Source organism: Stenotrophomonas sp. YJH_SMC_57, assembly GCF_059369755.1.
The window spans coordinates 24581-44423 of the sequence record NZ_JCAFSZ010000019.1 but is presented as its reverse complement, the minus strand read 5'-3'; the positions used below and the strand labels follow the sequence as shown (position 1 = coordinate 44423).

The window sequence follows — 19843 nt, the reverse complement described above, 5'->3', positions numbered from 1 at the left end:
CTGCGACAGGAACGCCAGCCACGGCTGCAGGCGCAGCCGATAGCGCGCCAGGCCGCCATTGCTGCCCAGCCGCTCGGCGGCGGTGATGCGACCGTGCAACGGGCGCAGGCTGCCATCGGCCTGCTGCAGCTGCAGCAGCGCGCCCTGCCCGATCAGCGCCGCCAGCTGCAGGCCGGCATCCAGCGACAGTGCGGTGATCGTCCACTGGAAACCGATGCCGTCGATCTGCTCGACGCCATCAAGGGTTTCGGCCACCAGCACATCGCTCCCCAGCGACGTGTGCAGCCGCAGGAAGCGCTGGGCGTGCGAAGGGCCGGCCAGCGCAGAGCGCAGGGCGGGCCATTGCGGAGCAGGAACGGAGCCATCCATGGAGCAACGCGCGCAGGGCCAAGGGGCCGTGAGCGTGTTGCTGAAACAGAGGCCGAGGAAGAGGTAATTGCGACACGGCAGACAGGTCCACCGTGAAACGCAGGCGCTACCTAGGTGTCGCGCCCGCTAGGAAAACTACGAAATGCCGATCGCATGCAGAACAGGAGGGCGTTACCCGCCAAGTGGCCGACCTGAAAACAGCAGCGAGCCAGCCAAGGCAGGAATCAATGCGCCATGCCACGCGTGATCGCCGCAGCGCGCTGCTTCAGCTGGGCCACGGCATCGGGAATCATTTCCATGCCCACGTCCAGGCCCGGGTTCAGCACCAGGCCGACGCCGTCGCCGATGCCGGCCAGCAGCGCGTGCACCGCGATCGGCATCGCATGGGCAAACTGCGGCAGCTGCTCGTGCCACAGGCCGGCGCGCTCGGGCGAGGTGAACACCGCGAACATCGGTTCGCCGCTCTCGCTGGTCAGCACCAGCGGCGAGATGCTCTCGTCCCAGGCGCCATCTTCGCCGATGGCCTTGTCCAGCAGCACGAACGCCGTCGAGGTCAACAGGCCATCGAGGAACTGCGATGCGGTCAGCGTCCCGTCCTGGGCCTGCAGCAGGCGCACCTCGAGGTCGTTGAGGGGTTCGAACGGGGTGTCGTGGTCCATGGTGGGTTCCGGTACGTGATTGCAGGCTGCAACTTTAGCAGGCCGGGGGTTGCGCACGGCAGCGTATCGGCAGAGATACGCGGGCTTCAGCGGCCGATGAGACTTTCCGCGGGAATGCCCAGGTTGCGGTGAAGCTTCCGGATCATTTCCAGAGTCAGGCCGCGCTTGCGATTCAACACCTCATAGACACGGTTGAGCTGGCCGATGGACGGCACCAGATCCTTCACGGTCAGACCCCCCTGCTCCATGCGGAAGCGAATTGCCTCGATCGGATCTGGCGGTTCGATCGGGTAGTGCTTCGCTTCGTAGGCTTCAACCAGCGTTACGAGAATTTCGAATCGATCGCCATCCTCGCTCCCCGGCTCCGGCTCGTTGTCCACATAGGCCGAAATCTCGCGCAGAGCGTTTTCGTAATCGCTTTCCGTACGGATGGGCTGGATGTTCATAGAAGCTCCACAGTGTCGGCGTCGATCCGGTCGTACTCGGCGTGGGTGCCAATGAACTTGATGTAGACCACTTGAAACCTGTAACCCACAGCGACGATAAGCCGGTAGCTGTTGCCCTTTATGTTGAACACCACACGACTGTTCGCCACGAAACTTGCGCTTGCGTAACGTTGGCGTACGTCGTGCGGTGTGCCCCATACGGCGTGCCTGACTTCGTCATACCAGGACCTCAGCGCTGCTTCCGAATCGGGATGGCGTTCCCAGAATCGTTTCAGCGTCGCCAAAGCAACCACTTTCATTCGCAGATCCTAGTCCCAAAATGGGATATAAGCAACCCTCTCATCTTCATCAGCCACCGATGAATCCGTGCCGCCACAGCCAGCCCAGCAGGGCCAGCCCAGCCACGACCACCAGCATCAGCGGCAGGCCGAAGCGGTGCCGCCACGGGATCGGCACCCCACCCAGCTGCTGGTCCATGGTTTCGGTGTCCAGTAACCAGCCGTGCTCGCACCGGGTGCAGGCCAGCTCATAACGGCGCTGGTAGGCGAAGCCGAACAGCAGGTCGATGCGCGCCATCTTGTAGCGCAGCTGCGGCGCGAAGTCGGTTTCCGTTCCGCAACGCAGGCAGTGGTGGGCTTCCGTAGGACCGACGATCATCACCCGTTCCTGCTGGCCGATCAGGATCATGGATCAGCGCGCCTGGCAGGCGGGCTGCTGCAGCAACCACTGCTGCGCCGCAGCCAGCGTGGCGGCATCACTGTCGGTGCGCTGGTCTGGTTCGATCTTCAGCCCATCCCCCTGGCCATTGCGATCCTGCATCACGCTGGTGGTCAGCAGCAGTGCGCTGCCATCGACCAGCGGCCGCATCACGTTGGCAGTGGACAGCCCCGAGGTGGGCTGGCCGAAACTGCGCGTCTGCGGGCGACCGCGGAAGGCAAGCACGGTCGCCTCGCCGGAACTGGCGGTGCGCGGCCCGGTCAGCACCGCCACCGGCGCGCCTGGGTGTTTGAGCAGATAGCCGGGCCCGCCAAGATCGACCCGCACGCGCTCGCCAAGCCGCACGCTGGACGGTGTCAGCTGCCAGCGCGTGGGACCGTCCGCGGCGGCGAAGGACCCCACGTCCTCGTCGGCGCCGGGCGTGGTGCGCAGCAGTGGCGCTGCGCCCAGCAGCATCGGCCACATGTTGCCGCCGGTGTTGCCACGCAGATCGACAATCCAGCCGCAGCGGCTGCCATTGTCCTGGTCATCGATGATCGCCTGCCAGCGCTTGGCACGCTCCATCATCTGCTGGTGCGCCGTCGGGCCCTGCATGACACCGTAGCCCTCGATCTCCACCCGGCCGATACGCGGGTCCAGTACTTCGGCCGGGGCCGTCGTTGCTTTCGGAGCCGCTGTCGCTGCGCCATTGGCGCGCGCCAGGCGTTCTGCCTTCGCCTGCAGCTGCTTTGCGCTGATCCACTCGCCATGCCCGCCGGAACTGCGGCCGGTGGCCTCCTGCAGCACCGCGCGGGCCTGGGCTGGATCGTTCTGCGCCGCCTTCAGGCGCGTACGGATGGCCGGCCAGTCCACGCGGTCGCGGTACAGCGACTCCTTCTCCAGCATGTCCAGCAGCTGGGCCTGCGCCTGTGCTGTCGGCAGGTCGATGACGGCCGGGGCGGCGGCCTGCGCGCCGCTGCAGAACAGGGCGCCCAGTGCAGCAGCGATCACGCGAAGATCAAGCGACATTCGACGTTCCTTCGTCTTGGATGAGTACCGCAGCATACGCGCTTGCCGCTGTCGTTGTATGTCGGCTTTGGCACGCGCCGCGCACAGCAACATTTGCAACTTTGCCCATGTTGTCACTCGGGCAAAAGCGCGAAGGTGGCTCTGCCGGCGCGCTTTGCGCTGGCCGGGATTGGCGTCCTGAATCAAACATCGAAGCAATCGAGTTGCCGCCTCAACGGCAATCGCGACAATGCACCGGCTCGCCCATGGCGGGCGGTGCGTGGGGATCCTCGTGATCCGTCGGCTTTTTTCGCTTCGATTTTGACCGGCACGCCAACCCGCACCGCCCGCCACCTTGCATCCCGCAGGTGGCCTTGCCTCGTGAGGTTGCCGCCATGAACACGCCCTACCCCGCCTATCCCCGTCTGCACGCCCTGCTGGGCGATGTCCTGCCCGACCTGGCGCTGCCCACACCCGTGGCTGAAGCGCTGGAAGATGCATTGTGCGAGGGCGACGGCGATGCCGCGCCGTCGGCCTTCTTCGCCCGGTTGCGCGGTATCGCGCAAAGCCATGCTGCCGATGACCAGCCCTGGCGCGAACGGCACCTCAGCGAGGCGCGTGGCCGGGAACTGGCCGAGGCCACGCGGTGCCTCGCGGCGGTATCCGCCTGTGGGGGGGGGTTGCTGGCGGCGCAGTCGGCGCGCGAGATGGATGATGCGGCAGCGCAGTGCCCGCCGCAGGTGGAGGAAGGCCTGGTGCATGCGGTGGTGGTGCTGGCCGACCATGCGGGCGGGTTGGTGGCACCGGGTGCACGCGCGGGATCGTGACGCCGATGGATTCGTGTCGACCAAGGTCGACACCCACCAGAGCAGATTATGGCGTCGGTTGGAACCCGGAGCAGGTCATGGCGCCGGTTGGAATCCAGAGCGGATTGGAACCCGGAGCGCATCATGGCGGTGATGGGGTGAGTGCCGACCGAGATCGGCACCCACCCGAGCGCGCGGCCGTCACCAGTCCGCGCGCAGGCCGATGTTGCCTTCGATGATGCGGCGCTTCTCGTTGCGGTCGCCGCCCAGTTCGCGGGTGTAATCGGCTACCGCGTAGGCGCTGATGGTGCGGTTGAAGCGCCCGACCACACCCACGCCAGCTTCCAGTGCGCGCGAGCGCTGCGAATTGACGATCACGTCGTCGTCGAAGCGGATGCGATCCTCGCCGGAGCCGCCGTGCCAGTAGTTGAGCTTGAAGTACGGCTGCCAGCCGTTGTCGGCCAATTGGTAATCGCCAGCCAGGCGCAGGCCGATGCGGCCGGTCCAGGCATTGTCGTTGTCGAAGCGCACGCTCGATACCGCATCGCGACGGTCATCCAGCGCGGTGCGCTGCCAGATCACCTGCACCTGCGGTTCCAGCCACCAGACCGACTGGCCGAACTGCAGTAGCGGCTTGCCGGCCTCCACCGACACACTGGTGCCATCGCCCTTGATGCCGAAGCCCAGCCCGCGCGAGGAACGCACGCGACCGTCGTAACGGCTCTGCATCGCCACTGCATCGATGTAGCCACCATTGCTGCCGGTGAGCGTCCAGTACAGGCCCACGTGCTTGTCATCCAGCCGGTTCTGGCCCACCTGCACGTTCTCCCAGCCCAGCGCCAGGCCGGTGGTCTTGCCCTGCGCGCGGGTACGGCCGACAAACACGCCGATCTGGTTGCGATGGTTGTCGTTGGCCGCAGCCCACACATCAAGGCCGGCCTGCAGGCCCATCACATCGCCGTCGAACCCAGGCTGCGCATCGCCCTTCCAGTGAATCTCGCTGCTCTGCCCGACCAGCCGGCCCCAGGCGGTGCGCAGCGCACCCTGGTTGTACAGCAGGCGCTGCTCGCCCTGCCGTTCGTGGAACGTGCCGAGGCTGGCCAGAGAGGCCTCGCGCAGCAGGGGCGGCACCACCGCGTAGGTGGCGGTCTCCACGCGGTACAGCGGCACCACGGCGCCCTCTGCCGGGCGCGCATCCGGTGTCGGCGGCGCGCCCGTGCCGGGCAGACTGCCACCGGCCACCGGCACCTCGGGCACTTCCGGATCGGTCGGCGGCGGCGCCGGCGGTGGCTCCGGCGGTGGTGGCGGTGGGGCGGTCTCGCCGGCGGTCAGGTCCGGATCGGTGGCGCCTTCGGGCGGCGGGGGGGGCGCCGGCGTGATCGGCGGCGGTGGGGCCACCGGCGGTGGCGGCGGTGGCGGCGTGACGGTACCGCCGCCATTGGGCGCCGGGGTTGGTCCCTGCACCAGCGTCGAGCGCAGGTACCAGTTCTCGCCGGTGCCCGCGCTGACCCCGCCCTTGAACAGGAAATACTCGTAGGCACCGGCCGCCACGGGCGCGAACAGCGAGAATGCGCCCGGCGCGGTGATGGCGCCATTCAATGCCTGCACCACCAGAATGCCGTCTGTACGTGTCGCCGCACCACCGCCGCCCACGTTGAGGATGCCGATGCCGGTGCTGCCGGTGGCCGTGCCACCGTCGAACACCAGCTTGTCACTGGCCGAATCATCGGCCCCCAGCACCGTCTTCAGGTACAGACCGCCACCGTCGCCGCGGTAATTGCCGCGCACGGTGAAGGCATCACCGGCGCTGCCGCTGGCGGTCAGGTCGATGCGCCCGGCATTGACCATGTTGACCAGGCCCGATGCCATGAACGGACGGATGGCATGGTTGCCGCCGCCAGCGAACAATGTGCTGGTGTCGTCGACGGTGAGCGTACCGGTGCCGGTGCCGGCATCGCCCAGCACCAGATTGCCGTCGAAGGTCAGTTCGGTGCTGCTGGCCAGGCTGATCGTTTCCCAGTTCTGGAAGCGCCCCACGCCGGTGGTCTTGACGTTGGTGAGGTTGAGCTGGTCGGTGCCGCTGCCGCCGTCGAACAGGGGGACTGCACCGACGTGGGTCTGGGTGAGGTTGGCCAGGTTCGCAACGTCGTCATCCGGGCCCATGTCGATCGCACCGTAGACGATGCCGCCATCGGTCCAGTTGAACGTGTCGTTGCCGGTGCTGAGCAGCACCTGGCCGCGCACGGTGCCATCAGTGATGGTCACGCTGTCGGCACCGCCGCTGACGCTGATGTTGCCGCCGATGTAGGCCGTGCCCGAAATGATGATGGTGTCGGTGTCGAAGCCGGTCACCACGTTGCCGTCAACGGTACCGCCGGACATGTCCCACAGGTTCTTGTCCAGCTTCATGTTGACCCGGCCGATGCGGCCACCGGTCATCCAGGCCCGGTCGCCATCCTCGAACGCGCCGATGATGCGGCCACCGCTCATGCGGAAGGTATCGATGTTGTCGCCCTGCTGCAGCGCGCCGATCGTGCCGCCGGTCATGACGAAATCGTCGCGTCCACTGCCCTGTGCGACCACGCCGGTGATGGTGCCGCCAGTGACCGTCATCTGGTCATCGCCGCTGCCCTGGTCGACACGATCGAGGGTGCCGTCGTTGAGCAGCAGCACATCGTTGCCATCGCCCTGCAGGACACCGCCGCTGATGCTGCCGGCCTGCATCTCCAGGCGATCGTTGCCGGCACCGAACTGCACACCGGTTCCGCCACTGATCGTTCCGCGGTTGACCAGCACGCTGTCACCATTGCCGACGAACTGCAGCGCGATGTTGTTGCCCGTGCTGATGCTGCCAATATTCTCGACGCGGCTGCCGCCGCCGAGCTGCACCGCCACGCCACCGACCGAACTGATCGCGCCCTGGTTGGACAGCAGATGGCCCCCTGCACCGACCAGCGCAATGGCGGAACCGCCACCGCTCTGCTGCAGCTGGGCGCTGCTGGCAACGTTGACGGTGATGCCGGCCGCGCCGCTGGCAGCGATGGGAACGGTCTGCGGGTTGGGCGCGCTGGCGCTGCAGGTGACCGTCTGGCCGGCAACGGGCGCGATGGCGTCACAGCCGGCCCAGGCGACGCTGGCGGACATCAGCATGACAGAGGGAACGGCCAGGGCCTGCAGCACGGAAACGGTGAGGCGGCGCGGACGAAACGCGCGCGGGACGGCACGGGACATACGGCACTCCTGGACAGGGGATCAGGAACTGCGGATATGCGGTACTGCGAGCGCAGTCTGCCTTGTTGTGAATGGTTTCGACAGGTGAATTTACGTGCCAGTGATCACACTTCAATTGCGAACTCGGGCGATTCTCACCTGGCCTCTACGTGACTGAAACCGTTCATTTTTCTGGAGGCCACCAGTAGCGAGAAGAGCATCCACGCAGGGCGTGGATCTACTGAACCAGCACGCGCATCCCGGACGATCCACGCCATGCGTGGATGAGGCAGGTCAGATCTTCAGGTAGATCTTCCGCCGGTCCAACCACCAGGCCACGCCCCACCACAGCGCGACGAACGCCACCGCCTGCAGCATCGACGCCAGTTCCAGCGCCTGTGGCATCGCATCGGCCAGCTGCTGCCAGATCCAGCCCCAGGCGCCGGTGGCCATCAGCACCACCGACATCACTGACGCACCCAGATAGGCAGTGATCGCATTGACCCCGAAGCGCCGCCCCAGCGCCGGCCAACCCTTGCGATCGATCAGCACGTGGCCCAGCCACAGCGCCAGCGCGGCAAGGCCACCGGTCCACAACACATAGCTGGGCGTCCACAGCTGTTTGTTCAACGGCAGCACGGTGGCCAGCAGCAACCCGAGCACAGCGGTTGCCACGCCCAGCCCGGCCAGGGCCGCCGAACGCCCGTTGCGCAGCAGGCCGCCGACCAACAGGCCGAGCACGGTGCTGGCCAGGGCACCCAAGGTGCTCAGCAATCCTTCCGGGTCATGGCCAAGCCCGGTATCGGCGTGCCACTGATAGATCCACGGGGCGAACAGCGTGGTATCCAGGCGGCTGGCCGGATTGGTCCACGGCGCCAGATCGCCGATGCCAAGCAGCAGTACGGTGTACCCCACCAGCAGCGTGACCAGCACGGCCGCCTGCACGCGCGGACGCGCATATACCGCCAGCACGCCCACCAGCGCCGCACATACCGCGATCCGCTGCAGCACGCCCCAGATGCGGAAGTGATGCGTCTGCAGCGCCCACCAGATCAACAGATGCAACAGCGCACCGGCCAGCAGGATGCGCAGCGCGCGCTCCAGCACGCCACGCGCCAACGCAGGGCGGACCGACGCGTCCAGCGCACGCGGCGCCACGCTGAAGGCCATCGACACACCGACCAGGAACAGGAAGAACGGGAACACCAGATCGGTGGGCGTGCAACCATGCCATTCCGAATGACGCAGTGGTGCGAACACCGCACTCCAGTCGCCCGGATTGTTGACCAGCAGCATCGCCGCCACGGTGATGCCGCGCAGGGCATCGATCGAGCCCAGCCGGCGTGGCGGCGTAGCGTTCATCAGGCGGCCTCGTACTGTCCGGCGATCCAGGTGCCGCGCACCTGCAGGGCGTCATCCAGCAGCACCAGGTCGGCCTGGTAGCCCTCTGCGATGTGGCCGAGGCGGTCATCGACATTGAGGAACTGCGCCGGATAGGTCGAGGCCATGCGTGCGGCTTCGGCCAGCGGCTGGCCGAGCAGCTGCACGGTGTTGCGCACGGCGGTGGCCATGTCCAGCGCCGAACCTGCCAGTGCACCGGCGGCATTGCGCACCACGCCGTCGATGGCCGTGATGGTTTCGCCGTACAGCACGTAGCTCGGGTCATCGGCACCGACCGGCGGCATTGCATCGGTCACCAGCAGCAGGCGGCCACGCGGCTTGGCCGCCAGGGCCACGCGCAGGCTGGCCGGATGCACATGCACGCCATCGACGATGATGCCGATCCAGCTGTCGCGGTCTTCCAGCGCGGCACCCACTGCGCCGGGCTCGCGCCCCTGCAATGGCGACATCGCGTTGTACAGATGGGTGAAGCCACGCACGCCGGCATCCAGGCCGGCGCGGATCTCTTCGTAGGTGCCTGCGGTATGCCCAGCGGCGACGATCACGCCACGCTCGACCAGCGCACGGATGGTCTCCAGCGGCACGCGTTCCGGCGCCAGCGTCAACAGGGTCACGCCGTTGTCGAGCGATGCGGCCAGTGCGATCTCTTCTTCGTCCGGCACGCGGAACTTGCTGGCATCGTGCGTGCCCTTGCGCGCCGGCGCGATGTACGGGCCTTCCAGATGGATGCCGATCACGCCCGGCACGCCCTGTGCGATCGCCTCGCGCATCGCACCGATGGCCTCGCGCATCACGCCCACGTCGTCGCTGATCAGCGTCGGCAGCATCGCGGTGGTGCCGAAACGGCGGTGCGCCTGCGCGATGGTGCGCAGCGATGCTACGTCCGGCGTGTTGTTGAACAGCGCGCCGCCGCCGCCGTTGACCTGCACGTCGATGAAACCGGGCAGCAGCCAGCCACCGCCCAGGTCCACCTGCGCGGCGGCCTGGCCGAGCTGCGGCGCGGCATCGGGCAGCAGCGCACTGATGCGGCCGTCCTCGATCACCACCGCCAGATCGTCGCGGAATTCATCGCCTGCAAGGATGCGGGCGTTGCGCAGGACCGTGGCCATCAGACCGTCTCCGTGACCTTGTTCAGGTGCGGCGGCAGATCCGGGTTGAAGCCACGGCGCAGCGCCAGCGCGTTGATCGCGCGGTAGAAGCTCTGCACGGTCAGCAACGGCGCGCACAGCGGATGCGGCGCGGCCGCCACCGGCAGATTGCCACCGGCACCGGCCATCCATACCTGCGCACCGCGCGCGGTGAATTCATCGACCACTGCGCGGGTACCGGCACCGGTCTCGTCCGGCTGCGCGAAGGCGAGCACCGGAAAACCACGATCGACCAGCGCCATCGGACCGTGCTTGACCTCGGCCGAACTGTAGGCCTCGGCGTGCAGGCTGCAGGTTTCCTTGAACTTCAGCGCGGCTTCCTGCGCTGCACCCAGGCCCAGGCCGCGGCCGAGCACGAACAGGTTGGTGGCTTCGACCAGCCCGCCGGTCACCGCGCTCCAGTCGCACTGCCAGGCCGCACGCATTGCATCCGGCAACAGGTCCAGTGCGGCACGCAGGTTGCTGTCCTGCTTCCAGTACGCGGCCAGCTGCAGCAGCGCAGCCAGCGAAGCCAGGTAGCTCTTGGTGGCCGCCACGCTCTTCTCGGCACCGGCATGCAGCGGAATGACCGTGTCGGCCAGCTGCGCCAGCGGTGAATCCTCGACGTTGACCAGCGCGATCACGCGCGCACCGGCCGCCTTGGCGGCTTCCGCATTGCGCAACAGGTCCGGGCTCTTGCCCGACTGCGAGATGACGATGAACAGTGCGCCGCGCAATTGCAGCGGTGCGGCGTACACCGAGCCCACCGACGGCGAGGCCGAGGCCACCACCAGGCCCAGCTGGGTTTCCAGCAGGTATTTGCCGTAGGTGGCGGCGTGGTCGGAGCTGCCACGCGCGCAGGTGACCACGAACGGCGGCGGCGCCGCGCGCAGGCTGGCGGCCAGGGTTTCCATGGTGGCGTGGTTGCGCGAGAACTGGCGGGCGACCACGTCGGCTGCTTCAGCGGCCTCGGCGAACATCAGGGTGGAAGTGGGGTCTGACAGCGACATGGCAGGCTCAGGCAGGATCGGAAGGAAGGGGGCGTGCGCCGGCCGGGCGCATCGGCGCGGTCGAACCGCGCACCACCAGTTGTGGCACGAAGCCCTGGTTGTGCAACGGCGCGGGCGCATCGTCGTAGGCGTCGCTGCGCAGCTGCGCGATCAGCAGGCGCGCAGCGTGGCGGGCGATGTCCTCGGTGGCCTGCTTGGCGGTGGTCAGCGGCGGCCACGACTGGCGCGAGAACGGGCTGTCCTCGAAACCGGCGATGGACAGGTCGTAGGGCACGTTCATGCCGGCCGACTTGGCGGCGGCCAGCACGCCGGCGGCGATTTCATCGTTGGAGCCGAAGATGGCGGTGGGCGGCTCGCGCAGCGCCAGCAGGCGGCGCGCGCCGCGGAAACCGTCGTCGAAGGTGTAATCACCCTGCACCACCAGGTGCTTGTCCACGGTCATGCCGTAGTCCTTCAGCGCAGCCTCGTAGCCGGCATAACGCTCGCCCGAGGAGCGGTGCGAGATGCCGCCCCAGAGGAAGCCGATGCGCTGGTGGCCCAGCTGGATCAGGTGCTCGGTGATTTCGTAGGCGGCCTCGCGGTCGTCGACGAACACGCAGGCACCGTCGGCCGGGTCTTCGGTGGCGGCGATGATGCGCACCAGCTTGATGCCGCGCGCGGTCAGCGCCTGGATCAGGTCGCGGCGCTCGGACATCGGTGCGGTCAGCACCAGCCCGGCCAGGCGCGAACGCTGCACCCAGTCGGCCAGTTCATCGGCCAGCAGCGGCGAGCTGGAATCGCAGGGATGGATCTGCAGGCCAAACCCGGTCTCGCGGCAGGCGGCGAGCACGCCGTTCTGCACGCCGATGATGTGGTACGGGTTCGGGTTGTCGTAGACCAGCCCGATCACGAAGGTGGTGCCGCTGCGCAGGTTGCGCGCGGACGGGTCGGGCTCGTAGTCGAGCTCGGCGATGGCTCGCAGCACCCGTGCACGGGTGGCCTGCATCACCGAGGGCTCGTTGTTGATCACCCGCGAGACCGTCTTCAGCGAGACCTTGGCCTTCTCCGCAACGTCCTTGATGGTCGCTCTGCGCATGGGTTTTCCCTGGGGTTGGCTGCCGTCCATCATCGCCGATCAGGCCTTGTCCTGCGGTAGGCCGGCGCGATGGCCGACCACCGAGTAGAACAGGATGTACAGGTAGCACGGCACCATCAGCAGCACGAACACCAGCTGGAAGTCGATGTGCTGCTTGAGCACGGCGAACAGCTGCGGAATGATCGCGCCGCCGGCAATGCCCATCACCAGCAGCGCCGAACCGGTCTCGGTGAAACGGCCCAGGCCGCGGATCGCCAGCGGGAAGATCGCCGGCCACATCATCGCGTTGGCAAAGCCCAGTGCGGCCACGAAGCCCACCGAGACGTAGCCGTGGGTGACCCAGGCGCCGAGGCAGAACACCACGCCCAGCACGGCGGAAATGGTCAGGTAGCGCGACTGCGAGACCACCTTCGGGATCAGCAGCAGGCCGACCACGTAGCCGATGAGCATGGCAAACAGGGTCAGCGAGGTGAACATCTTGGTCTGGTCCAGCGGCAGGTCGAAGCCGTGGCCATAGGTACCGATCGCATCGCCGGCCATCACCTCCACGCCCACGTACACGAACAGGCACAGCACGCCCAGCCACAGGTGCGGGAACTGGAAGATGCTGCGGCGCTCGGCGGCACCGGCCGCCACTGGCGTGGCGTTGGCTTCGGACGGCTTGATTTCCGGCAGCGGCGAGAACAGCACGGCCACTGCCAGCAGCACCAGCACGCCGGCCATGGCCAGGTACGGCGCGTGAATCTTGGCGGCAAAGTCGTTGAGCAGCTGCGCCTTGGTCGCTTCATCGGCAACGGCCACGCTGGCCGACAGGTCACCGATGCCGTGCAGCACCACGGTACCGATCAGCACCGGCGCCAGCATGCCGGCGATCTTGTTGCAGATGCCCATCAGCGCGATGCGCCGCGCCGCGGTCTCGATTGGGCCGAGGATGGAGATGTAGGGGTTGATCGCGGTCTGCAGCAGGGCCAGGCCGCTGCCGATCACGAACAGGCCGCCGAGCGCGCCCGGGTACCAGCGCTGGGTGGCGAATTCACCGAACAGCGCGGCCCCCCCGGCCATCACCAGCAGGCTCAGGCTCAGGCCCTTCTTCATGCCGGTGCGGCGCAGGATCCACGACGACGGCAGGGCCAGGAAGAAGTAGGACAGGTAGAACACCATCAGCACCAGGAAGGCGCCGACCTCGCTGAGTTCGAAGGCGAGCTTGACGAAGGTGATCAGCGGCCCGTTGAGCCAGGTGAAGAAGCCGATCAGGAAGAACAGCACGCCGACGATGGCGATGGAGGTGGCCACGTTCGGGCGCGCGCTTGCAGCGGGGACGGCGGACATCAGGAGGGCTCCTGCGGCGACGGCCGCAGAACGCGGCGTCGGAGAGTGGCTGGGAACAACGTTGTCACATTCTTTCGATGGACAACGGCGGTTTGTCAACTTCCCTGCATCAGCCCGTGAACCTCGTGCTGCACTGCGCAAGCCGATCCCGGCGCATCGTGCTGAATGCGCCGCAGCCCTTGAGCCCCGTGCAGCAAAGGTTCCCGCGTGAAACCCATGCTCACGCCATGTAAACGTTTACTGCATGTCGCATTCGTTGCGGCGCAGCAACGAAAGTGTCACGAACTCGTTGACATCGTTGTCAGCGGGGTTACAGACTCCGCCCCAATCGCCGCCCCCGATCCCGGGGCCGGCCCCACCTGCAGCAGGAGCCCGCGTGACCGCCAGCCACCCCGCCCCGGCCCATGTCCTGTCCCGAGTCGCGCCCTCGTTCCTGGCCGCCGACGTTGGTGGCACCCATGTGCGCGTGGCCCGGGTCCAGGCCAGCGGTGATGCCGCCCACCCGGTGCAGGTGCTGGAGTACCGCAAGTACCGCAATGCCGACCATGCCGGCCTCAGCGCGATCCTGTCCGACTTCCTCGGCGAAGGCCCGCGGCCCTCGCACTGCGTGGTCGCCAGCGCCGGCTATGCCCGCGAGGACGGCACGGTGATCACCGCCAACCTGCCGTGGCCGCTGTCGGCGCGCCAGGTGGAAGCGGACGTCGGCCTGCAGCGGGTCTACATCGTCAACGACTTTGAAGCGGTGGCCTACGCCGCCGCGCAGGTGGACGCCAGCGGCGTGCTGCACCTGTGCGGACCGGAGACCGCTGCACGCGGCCCGACCCTGGTGGTCGGCCCGGGCACCGGCCTCGGCGCCGCGCTGTGGATTCCCACCGCACACGGCCCGGTGGTGCTGCCGACGGAAGCCGGCCAGCCGACCCTGGCCGCCAGCACCGAACTGGAAATGGCCATCGTCCGCCACATGCAGCGCGACCGCGCCCACGTGTCGATCGAGCATGCAATCTCCGGCCCGGGCCTGATGAACCTGTACCGCGCGGTATGTGCGCTGCAGGGGCAGGTACCGACGCTGGCCAGCCCGGATGCAGTCACTGCCGCCGCCATGGCCGATACCGATGCGCACGCACGCCAGGCGCTGGATGTGTTCTGCGGCCTGCTCGGCAGCACCATCGGCGACATGGCGCTGTTCTACGGCGCCCATGGTGGCGTCTACCTGGCCGGCGGCATCCTGCCGCAGATCCGCGAATACCTGCACGCCAGCACCTTCGTCGAACGGTACCTGCAGAAGGGGCCGATGGGCGAAGCACTGGCACGCATCCCGGTGAAGGTCGTCGAGCACGGCCAGCTGGGCGTGGTTGGCGCTGCCAGCTGGTACCTGCAGCAGTCGGCCGCCTGACACCGCAACAGGCTTCAACGCAATCGCAGCACGCTGTACGTGGCACGCCAACGCACGGGACTTCGCCGCCGCCCCGCGCATGTCATCGCAACCGTAATCGAACACCGCCGCCGGCATCCAATCGAGTGATGAGGAGAGACATCATGAACACCCGCAAGACCCTGCTTTCGGCCGCCATCGTCAGCTGCATCGCCTTCAGTGCGCACGCGCAGCAGGCCGCCCCGACCGCCACCGACCTGGACACCGTGACGGTTACGGGCATCCGTGGCTCGATGGAAAAGTCGCTGGACACCAAGCGCGAAGCCAATGCGCGCGTGGAAGTGGTCACCGCCGAAGACGTCGGCAAGCTGCCGGCGCACAACGTCGCCGATACCCTGCAGCGCCTGCCGGGCGTCAACATCAGCTCGTCCAGCGCCGACGAAGGCGGCTTCGACGAAGCCGACCGTGTCAGCCTGCGCGGCACCAGCCCGAGCCTGACCCAGACCCTGATCAACGGCCATACCGTCGGCTCGGCCGACTGGTTCGTGCTCAGCCAGGGCAACAACGTCGGCCGCAGCGTCAGCTACTCGCTGCTGCCGTCGGAACTGGTCAGCTCGGTGGAGGTGAACAAATCCTCGCAGGCCAAGCTGCAGGACGGCGGCACCACCGGTACCGTCAACATCATCACCCGCAAGCCGCTGGAGTTCTCCAAGCAGTTCACCGCTGAAGGCTCGATCGGCATGGTGCGTTCGGACCAGGCCAAGTCCAACGACCCGCAGTATTCGGCACTGTTCAACTACAAGAACGACGAAGGCACCTTCGGCGTGATGGTGCAGGGCTTCAGCCAGAAGCGCGAGCTGCGTCGTGAAGCGCAGGAAATTCCGGGCGGTTTCTTCAAGATCGGCGCCGGTGATCCGGTGGCCAAGACCAACCCCGACCTGATCGGCGTCAATGTCCCGGGCCTGCTGGGTTCGACCCTGTTCGAACAGACCCGTGAGCGCAAGGGTGGCCTGGTCTCGCTGCAGTTCAAGCCGAGCGACAGCCTCACCCTGGGCCTGAACGGTTTCAGTTCCGAACTGAAGGCGAACAACTACAACCGCAACTTCATGATGTTCGGCAACAGCTTCGCCAAGTCGCAGGCGCCGGATCCGGGCTATGTGATCAAGGATGGCGTGCTGACCAACGCCACCTACAAGGGCGTGCCGGGCACCGACTACGCGGTGTACGACATGATCTACCGCGAGTCGAAGGCCAAGTCGAGCTATGTCACCTTCGATGCCGACTGGCAGATCAGCGACAGCCTGACCGCCAAGTTCCAGGCCGGCAGCACCAAGGGCACCGGCGAAACGCCGCGCCAGTACATCGCCGAGGTCACCCTGGCCAACGGTGGCGGCGCCAGCTGGGCCACGCACGGCAATGGCTCGCCGATCGACTGGAACGTCGGCGGCGATATCTCGCCCAACGGCGTGACCAGCTTCGGCACCTGGGGCAACCAGCAGGTCACGGCTGAAGACAAGGAGAAGTGGGCCACGCTCGACTTCAACCAGTACTTCAATGATGGCGGCGTGCTGAGCTCGATCGACTTCGGCCTGCGTTTCGCCGACCACAAGCGCGAAGCGCTGTCGCCGGAAGGTGCAACCCCGGGTGACATCTGGAGCGCGCTGAAGAACGGTGCCACGGCCAACTATCCGAGTGGCTTTGCCGGTGACATCGGCGGCACCTTCCCGCGCAACCTCTGGTACTTCACCCCGGGTGCGCTGAAGGACGCGGTGACCAACAACTCCACCTGGCTGGCCGGCAATGACGGCCCGACCGGTCGCCACAATTACGGCGCCGAGTGGAAGGTGAAGGAAAAGAACTTCGCCGGTTACGTGCAGGCCAACTTCCGCGGCGACTGGTGGAGCGGCAACGTCGGCCTGCGCTACGTCAACATCAAGCAGGACATCGACACCTACAACGCCGTCAGCAAGGCCGCCGACGCCGATGTCAGCAGCCTGTTCGGCATGTGGGAGCGCCTGGCCTTCCAGAACAAGCGCAACCGTGTGCTGCCCAGCGCCAACATCAAGTTCGACCTGGACGACAAGCTGGTGCTGCGCGTCGCCGCTTCGCAGACGCAGACCCTGCCGGACTACTCGGCGCTGGGTGCCTCCTCGTACGGTTCGGACCTGAACCGGACCGGCGGCGGTGGCAACCCGAACCTCAAGCCGACCCTGTCGACCAACCTGGATGCCAACCTGGAGTGGTACTTCATGCCGCGCGGCATGCTGTCGGTGGGTGCTTATCACATGGACCTGAAGGACTACATCGCCTTCGACGTGGTCTCGCGCCAGCTGTACAGCGAACTGACCAACCGGCTTGAGACCTACCAGATCTCCACCCCGATCAATGCCGACGGCAAGGTCACCGGCGTGGAAGTGGCCTACGAACAGCCGATCGGCGAGTACTTCGGCATCAATGCCAACTACACCTATGCCAACGGCACGACCTCGCACACCTGGTCGGATGGCTCGCACAACCTGCTGGGCACCTCGAAGAACACCTACAACGTGGGTGCCTACTTCGAGAACGAGCGCTTCGGCGCCCGGGTCAGCTACACCCGCCGTTCCTCGTTCCTGATCAGCCTGTCGGGCACCAACCCGTACTACCAGGATGACTTCGGCACGCTGTCGGCATCGCTGAGCTACAAGGCCACCGACTGGCTGAGCATCAGCCTGGATGGCCTGAACCTCAACAACCCGACCTACAAGTACTACCAGACCGCGGCCATCCCGACCTCGTTCTACAGCAACGGTCGCCAGTACTACCTCAACTTCCGCTTCAAGTACTGATCCAGCGGCGGCAACATCGCCGAGTCGTGCACGCACGCCGGGCCTGGGTCATTCCGGGCCCGGCGTTTTTCATGTATAGCGTTCATCGCACCGTTCCAAGGAGTCGTACCGATGGTCAAGCCTTCCCGCGCCCGGATGCGCAGCGCAGTACTGCTGGGCAGCCTGCTCGCCCTGCTGCCGGCCACGCCGGCACTTGCCGCCGATCCCACGCCCGCCGCCGAAGCCCCCGGCCCGCAGCTGCGCGCCGGCAGCCTGATGCTGATTCCCGCGCCGTCCAACGTGCAGCGTGGCCAAGGCAACGGCATCAGCGTACGCGCCGATACCGCGCTGCACGCCGATGGCGAGGCCGCGCAGCGGGTCGCCTCGCAGTTCGCCGATCTGCTGGCCCGCAGCGGCGGCCCGCGCCTGACCCTGGCCAAGGGCAAGGCGGCCGCCAGCACTGGCGGTATCCGTTTCGAGATCGTTCCCACCTTCCGCGACAGTGGTGAGGGTTACACGCTGGACAGCACCGCGCGGGGCGTGGTGATCCAGGCCGGCAACGAAACCGGCCTGTTCTATGGCGCAACCACCCTCGCCCAGCTCGCCACCGGTGGCAGCAACGGCGTGCTGCCGGTGGTGCAGATCCAGGATGCGCCGCGTTTCAGCTGGCGCGGCTTCATGCTCGACTCGGCGCGGCATTTCCAGAGCCTGGACGAGATCAAGCGCGTGCTCGACGCGATGGCCGCGCACAAGCTCAACACCTTCCACTGGCACCTGACCGACGACCAGGGCTGGCGCATGGAGATCAAGCGCTACCCCAAGCTGACCGAAGTGGGCAGCTGCCGCCTGCCGGCCGGTGACGGCGGCATCGATCCGGTCAGTGGCCAGGAACATCCGTACTGTGGCTTCTACACCCAGGAGCAGATCCGCGATGTGATCGCCTATGCAGCCAGACTGCATATCCAGGTCATTCCGGAGATCGACGTGCCCGGCCATGCCACCGCGGCGATTGCCGCCTACCCGGAGCTGGGCTCGATCAGCACCCCGCTGAAGCCGATCAGCGAGTGGGGCGTGTTCCCGAACCTCTTCAACGTGGAGGACAGCACCGTCACCTTCCTCGAGAACGTGCTGGAAGAAGTGATCGAGCTGTTCCCGGCCAAGTACGTGCACGTGGGCGGCGACGAGGCGGTCAAGGACCAGTGGGAAGCCTCCAAGCAGGTGCAGCAGCGCATGCGTGCGCTGGGCATCAACAACGAGATGGCCATGCAGAGCCACATCATCAAGCGCCTGGAGACGTTCCTGGAAGAGCACGACCGGCGCCTGATCGGCTGGGACGAGATCCTCGAAGGGGGTCTGCCGCCGCAGGCCACGGTGATGTCGTGGCAGGGCACCGAAGGCGGCCTGGCCGCGGCCAGTGCCGGCCATGACGTGATCATGTCGCCGGTCGGCTACCTGTACCTGGATTACCTGCAGACCGCCTCGCCGAACGAGCCGCCGGGCCGCCCGGCCCAGGTCAATCTCGGCAAGCTGTACAACTTCGAGCCGGTGCCGGCCGAACTGGCCGCCGACAAGCGCGGGCACATCCTGGGCCTGCAGGCCAACATGTTCACCGAGCACACGCGCAGCTATGCACGCCTGCAGCACAACCTGTTCCCGCGACTGGCGGCGGTGGCCGAGACCGGCTGGAGCACGCCGGAACATCGCGATTTCCGCGACTTCCTCGCGCGCCTGCCGGCCCAGCTGCAGCGCTACCGCGCCTGGGGCCTGGCCTATGCGCAGACGCCGTTCGAAGTGGGCGTGGATTACACCGACAACCGCACCGCCAACACCGTGACCGTATCTCTGGCCAACCCACTGGGCTATGAGGTGCGCTACAGCATCGATGGCCAGCCGGTCAGCGCGCAGTCGCCGTTGTACCAGCAGCCGCTGACCGCGACGCTGCCCGCCACCGTGCAGGCCGCCGCGTTCTATCAGGGCCAGATGCTGGCCGCGAAGCCGACCGTCGCCGCGTTCACTGCGCAATCGCTGCTCAGCCGCCGCAGCGATGAGCTGCTCAGCTGCGTGGGCCAGAAGGGCCTGGTGCTGCGCCTGGAAGACGATGGCCCGCGCGAAGGCACCCGCGCGGTGTTCAACGTCGACATCTTCCAGCCCTGCTGGCGCTGGCCGCAGGCGCAGCTGGACGGCGTCGGCAGCGTGGAAGTGCGTGCGGGCCGTATTCCGTACTACTTCCAGCTGGCCCATGACGAACCCAAGCGTCGCTTCGAGAAAGCCAAGCGTGCGCATGGCGAGATGCAGGTGCGCCGTGGCGACTGCAGCGGCAAGGTGCTGGCCGAAGTTGCGTTGCCGGCCCAGCCGGATGCCGATGGCTTCGTGACCCTGCGTGCAACGCTGCCGAAGGGTAGCCAGGGTAACGGCGACCTGTGCATCAACTTCACCGGCGATACGCGCCCGGCGATGTGGGTGCTGGATGAGGTGACGCTGGGGAAGTAACGGCAGGTCTGTCCTGGTGGGTGCCAACCTTGGTTGGC

General features: G+C 66.9%; 16 protein-coding genes. 4 read left to right on the top strand and 12 right to left on the bottom strand.

The window, feature by feature from the left end; all coding sequences use genetic code 11:
- The 6 genes from AC5P7U_RS19995 to AC5P7U_RS19970 form a co-directional block, all read right to left on the bottom strand.
- Positions 1–369 (bottom strand): contractile injection system protein, VgrG/Pvc8 family (locus AC5P7U_RS19995; RefSeq protein WP_495221392.1); only part of this gene is annotated, 369 nt, incomplete at its 3' end.
- A 224-nt stretch (positions 370–593) separates the two neighbouring features.
- Positions 594–1028: an SseB family protein gene (locus AC5P7U_RS19990; protein ID WP_006470037.1), complete on the bottom strand. Its 435-nt coding sequence runs from the start codon at positions 1026–1028 to the stop codon at positions 594–596.
- An 86-nt stretch (positions 1029–1114) separates the two neighbouring features.
- Positions 1115–1474, bottom strand: coding sequence for a helix-turn-helix domain-containing protein (locus AC5P7U_RS19985; RefSeq protein ID WP_006470038.1), 360 nt, complete (start codon positions 1472–1474; stop codon positions 1115–1117).
- Positions 1471–1773, bottom strand: coding sequence for a type II toxin-antitoxin system HigB family toxin (locus AC5P7U_RS19980; protein ID WP_006470039.1), 303 nt, complete (start codon positions 1771–1773; stop codon positions 1471–1473). Before AC5P7U_RS19980 ends, AC5P7U_RS19985 begins: the two co-directional genes overlap by 4 nt.
- Before the next feature lie 49 nt (positions 1774–1822).
- Positions 1823–2161 carry a hypothetical protein gene (locus tag AC5P7U_RS19975; protein WP_414555814.1) on the bottom strand — a complete coding sequence of 113 codons (339 nt, stop codon included), beginning with the start codon at positions 2159–2161 and terminating at the stop codon, positions 1823–1825.
- Positions 2162–2164: 3 nt separating this feature from the next.
- The gene (locus tag AC5P7U_RS19970; RefSeq protein WP_495221390.1) at positions 2165–3199 is read right to left on the bottom strand and encodes a S41 family peptidase; all 1035 of its coding nucleotides are present in this window, start codon (positions 3197–3199) and stop codon (positions 2165–2167) included.
- A 374-nt stretch (positions 3200–3573) separates the two neighbouring features.
- Between AC5P7U_RS19970 and AC5P7U_RS19965 the strand changes: the two genes are divergently transcribed.
- The gene (locus AC5P7U_RS19965; protein WP_197563936.1) at positions 3574–4005 is read left to right on the top strand and encodes a hypothetical protein; all 432 of its coding nucleotides are present in this window, start codon (positions 3574–3576) and stop codon (positions 4003–4005) included.
- A gap of 180 nt (positions 4006–4185) precedes the next feature.
- On the opposite strand, the gene AC5P7U_RS19960 is transcribed toward AC5P7U_RS19965, so the two are convergent.
- The 6 genes from AC5P7U_RS19960 to AC5P7U_RS19935 form a co-directional block, all read right to left on the bottom strand.
- Complete coding sequence (locus AC5P7U_RS19960) at positions 4186–7215, bottom strand: autotransporter family protein (RefSeq protein ID WP_495221389.1); 3030 nt, start codon at positions 7213–7215, stop codon at positions 4186–4188.
- 273 nt (positions 7216–7488) lie between these two features.
- On the bottom strand, positions 7489–8556 hold the full coding sequence (locus tag AC5P7U_RS19955) for an acyltransferase family protein (protein ID WP_312564212.1): 1068 nt from the start codon (positions 8554–8556) through the stop codon (positions 7489–7491).
- Complete coding sequence (gene nagA / locus AC5P7U_RS19950; RefSeq protein WP_308309114.1) at positions 8556–9704, bottom strand: N-acetylglucosamine-6-phosphate deacetylase; 1149 nt, start codon at positions 9702–9704, stop codon at positions 8556–8558. The genes AC5P7U_RS19955 and nagA overlap by 1 nt, the downstream gene beginning before the upstream one ends.
- Positions 9704–10732, bottom strand: a complete 1029-nt coding sequence (locus tag AC5P7U_RS19945) for an SIS domain-containing protein (protein WP_308309113.1) — start codon at positions 10730–10732, stop codon at positions 9704–9706. Before AC5P7U_RS19945 ends, nagA begins: the two co-directional genes overlap by 1 nt.
- Positions 10733–10739: 7 nt before the next feature.
- Positions 10740–11807, bottom strand: a complete 1068-nt coding sequence (locus AC5P7U_RS19940; protein WP_006391719.1) for a LacI family DNA-binding transcriptional regulator — start codon at positions 11805–11807, stop codon at positions 10740–10742.
- 39 nt (positions 11808–11846) lie between these two features.
- Positions 11847–13136 carry a sugar MFS transporter gene (locus AC5P7U_RS19935; RefSeq protein WP_006470166.1) on the bottom strand — a complete coding sequence of 430 codons (1290 nt, stop codon included), beginning with the start codon at positions 13134–13136 and terminating at the stop codon, positions 11847–11849.
- Positions 13137–13512: 376 nt separating this feature from the next.
- On the opposite strand from AC5P7U_RS19935, the gene AC5P7U_RS19930 reads away from it, so the two are divergent.
- From AC5P7U_RS19930 to AC5P7U_RS19920, 3 genes are all read left to right on the top strand, one after another.
- Positions 13513–14529 (top strand): glucokinase family protein, encoded by a 1017-nt coding sequence (locus AC5P7U_RS19930; RefSeq protein ID WP_133935577.1) that lies wholly within the window; start codon positions 13513–13515, stop codon positions 14527–14529.
- Between the two features lie 143 nt (positions 14530–14672).
- A complete protein-coding gene (locus tag AC5P7U_RS19925; RefSeq protein ID WP_006470208.1) occupies positions 14673–17336 on the top strand; it encodes a TonB-dependent receptor in 2664 nt (887 codons plus the stop codon).
- Between the two features lie 111 nt (positions 17337–17447).
- Positions 17448–19805: a beta-N-acetylhexosaminidase gene (locus AC5P7U_RS19920; protein WP_495221387.1), complete on the top strand. Its 2358-nt coding sequence runs from the start codon at positions 17448–17450 to the stop codon at positions 19803–19805.
- Positions 19806–19843 lie beyond the last annotated feature (38 nt).

What these genes read in the sequence shown, in the direction of transcription:
- AC5P7U_RS19990 (WP_006470037.1), bottom strand. Translation starts at nt 1,028, where the DNA reads ATGGACCACGACACCCCGTTCGAACCCCTCAACGACCTCGAGGTGCGC.
- AC5P7U_RS19985 (WP_006470038.1), bottom strand. Translation starts at nt 1,474, where the DNA reads ATGAACATCCAGCCCATCCGTACGGAAAGCGATTACGAAAACGCTCTG.
- AC5P7U_RS19980 (WP_006470039.1), bottom strand. Translation starts at nt 1,773, where the DNA reads ATGAAAGTGGTTGCTTTGGCGACGCTGAAACGATTCTGGGAACGCCAT.
- AC5P7U_RS19975 (WP_414555814.1), bottom strand. Translation starts at nt 2,161, where the DNA reads ATGATCCTGATCGGCCAGCAGGAACGGGTGATGATCGTCGGTCCTACG.
- AC5P7U_RS19970 (WP_495221390.1), bottom strand. Translation starts at nt 3,199, where the DNA reads ATGTCGCTTGATCTTCGCGTGATCGCTGCTGCACTGGGCGCCCTGTTC.
- AC5P7U_RS19965 (WP_197563936.1), top strand. Translation starts at nt 3,574, where the DNA reads ATGAACACGCCCTACCCCGCCTATCCCCGTCTGCACGCCCTGCTGGGC.
- AC5P7U_RS19960 (WP_495221389.1), bottom strand. Translation starts at nt 7,215, where the DNA reads ATGTCCCGTGCCGTCCCGCGCGCGTTTCGTCCGCGCCGCCTCACCGTT.
- AC5P7U_RS19955 (WP_312564212.1), bottom strand. Translation starts at nt 8,556, where the DNA reads ATGAACGCTACGCCGCCACGCCGGCTGGGCTCGATCGATGCCCTGCGC.
- nagA (WP_308309114.1), bottom strand. Translation starts at nt 9,704, where the DNA reads ATGGCCACGGTCCTGCGCAACGCCCGCATCCTTGCAGGCGATGAATTC.
- AC5P7U_RS19945 (WP_308309113.1), bottom strand. Translation starts at nt 10,732, where the DNA reads ATGTCGCTGTCAGACCCCACTTCCACCCTGATGTTCGCCGAGGCCGCT.
- AC5P7U_RS19940 (WP_006391719.1), bottom strand. Translation starts at nt 11,807, where the DNA reads ATGCGCAGAGCGACCATCAAGGACGTTGCGGAGAAGGCCAAGGTCTCG.
- AC5P7U_RS19935 (WP_006470166.1), bottom strand. Translation starts at nt 13,136, where the DNA reads ATGTCCGCCGTCCCCGCTGCAAGCGCGCGCCCGAACGTGGCCACCTCC.
- AC5P7U_RS19925 (WP_006470208.1), top strand. Translation starts at nt 14,673, where the DNA reads ATGAACACCCGCAAGACCCTGCTTTCGGCCGCCATCGTCAGCTGCATC.
- AC5P7U_RS19920 (WP_495221387.1), top strand. Translation starts at nt 17,448, where the DNA reads ATGGTCAAGCCTTCCCGCGCCCGGATGCGCAGCGCAGTACTGCTGGGC.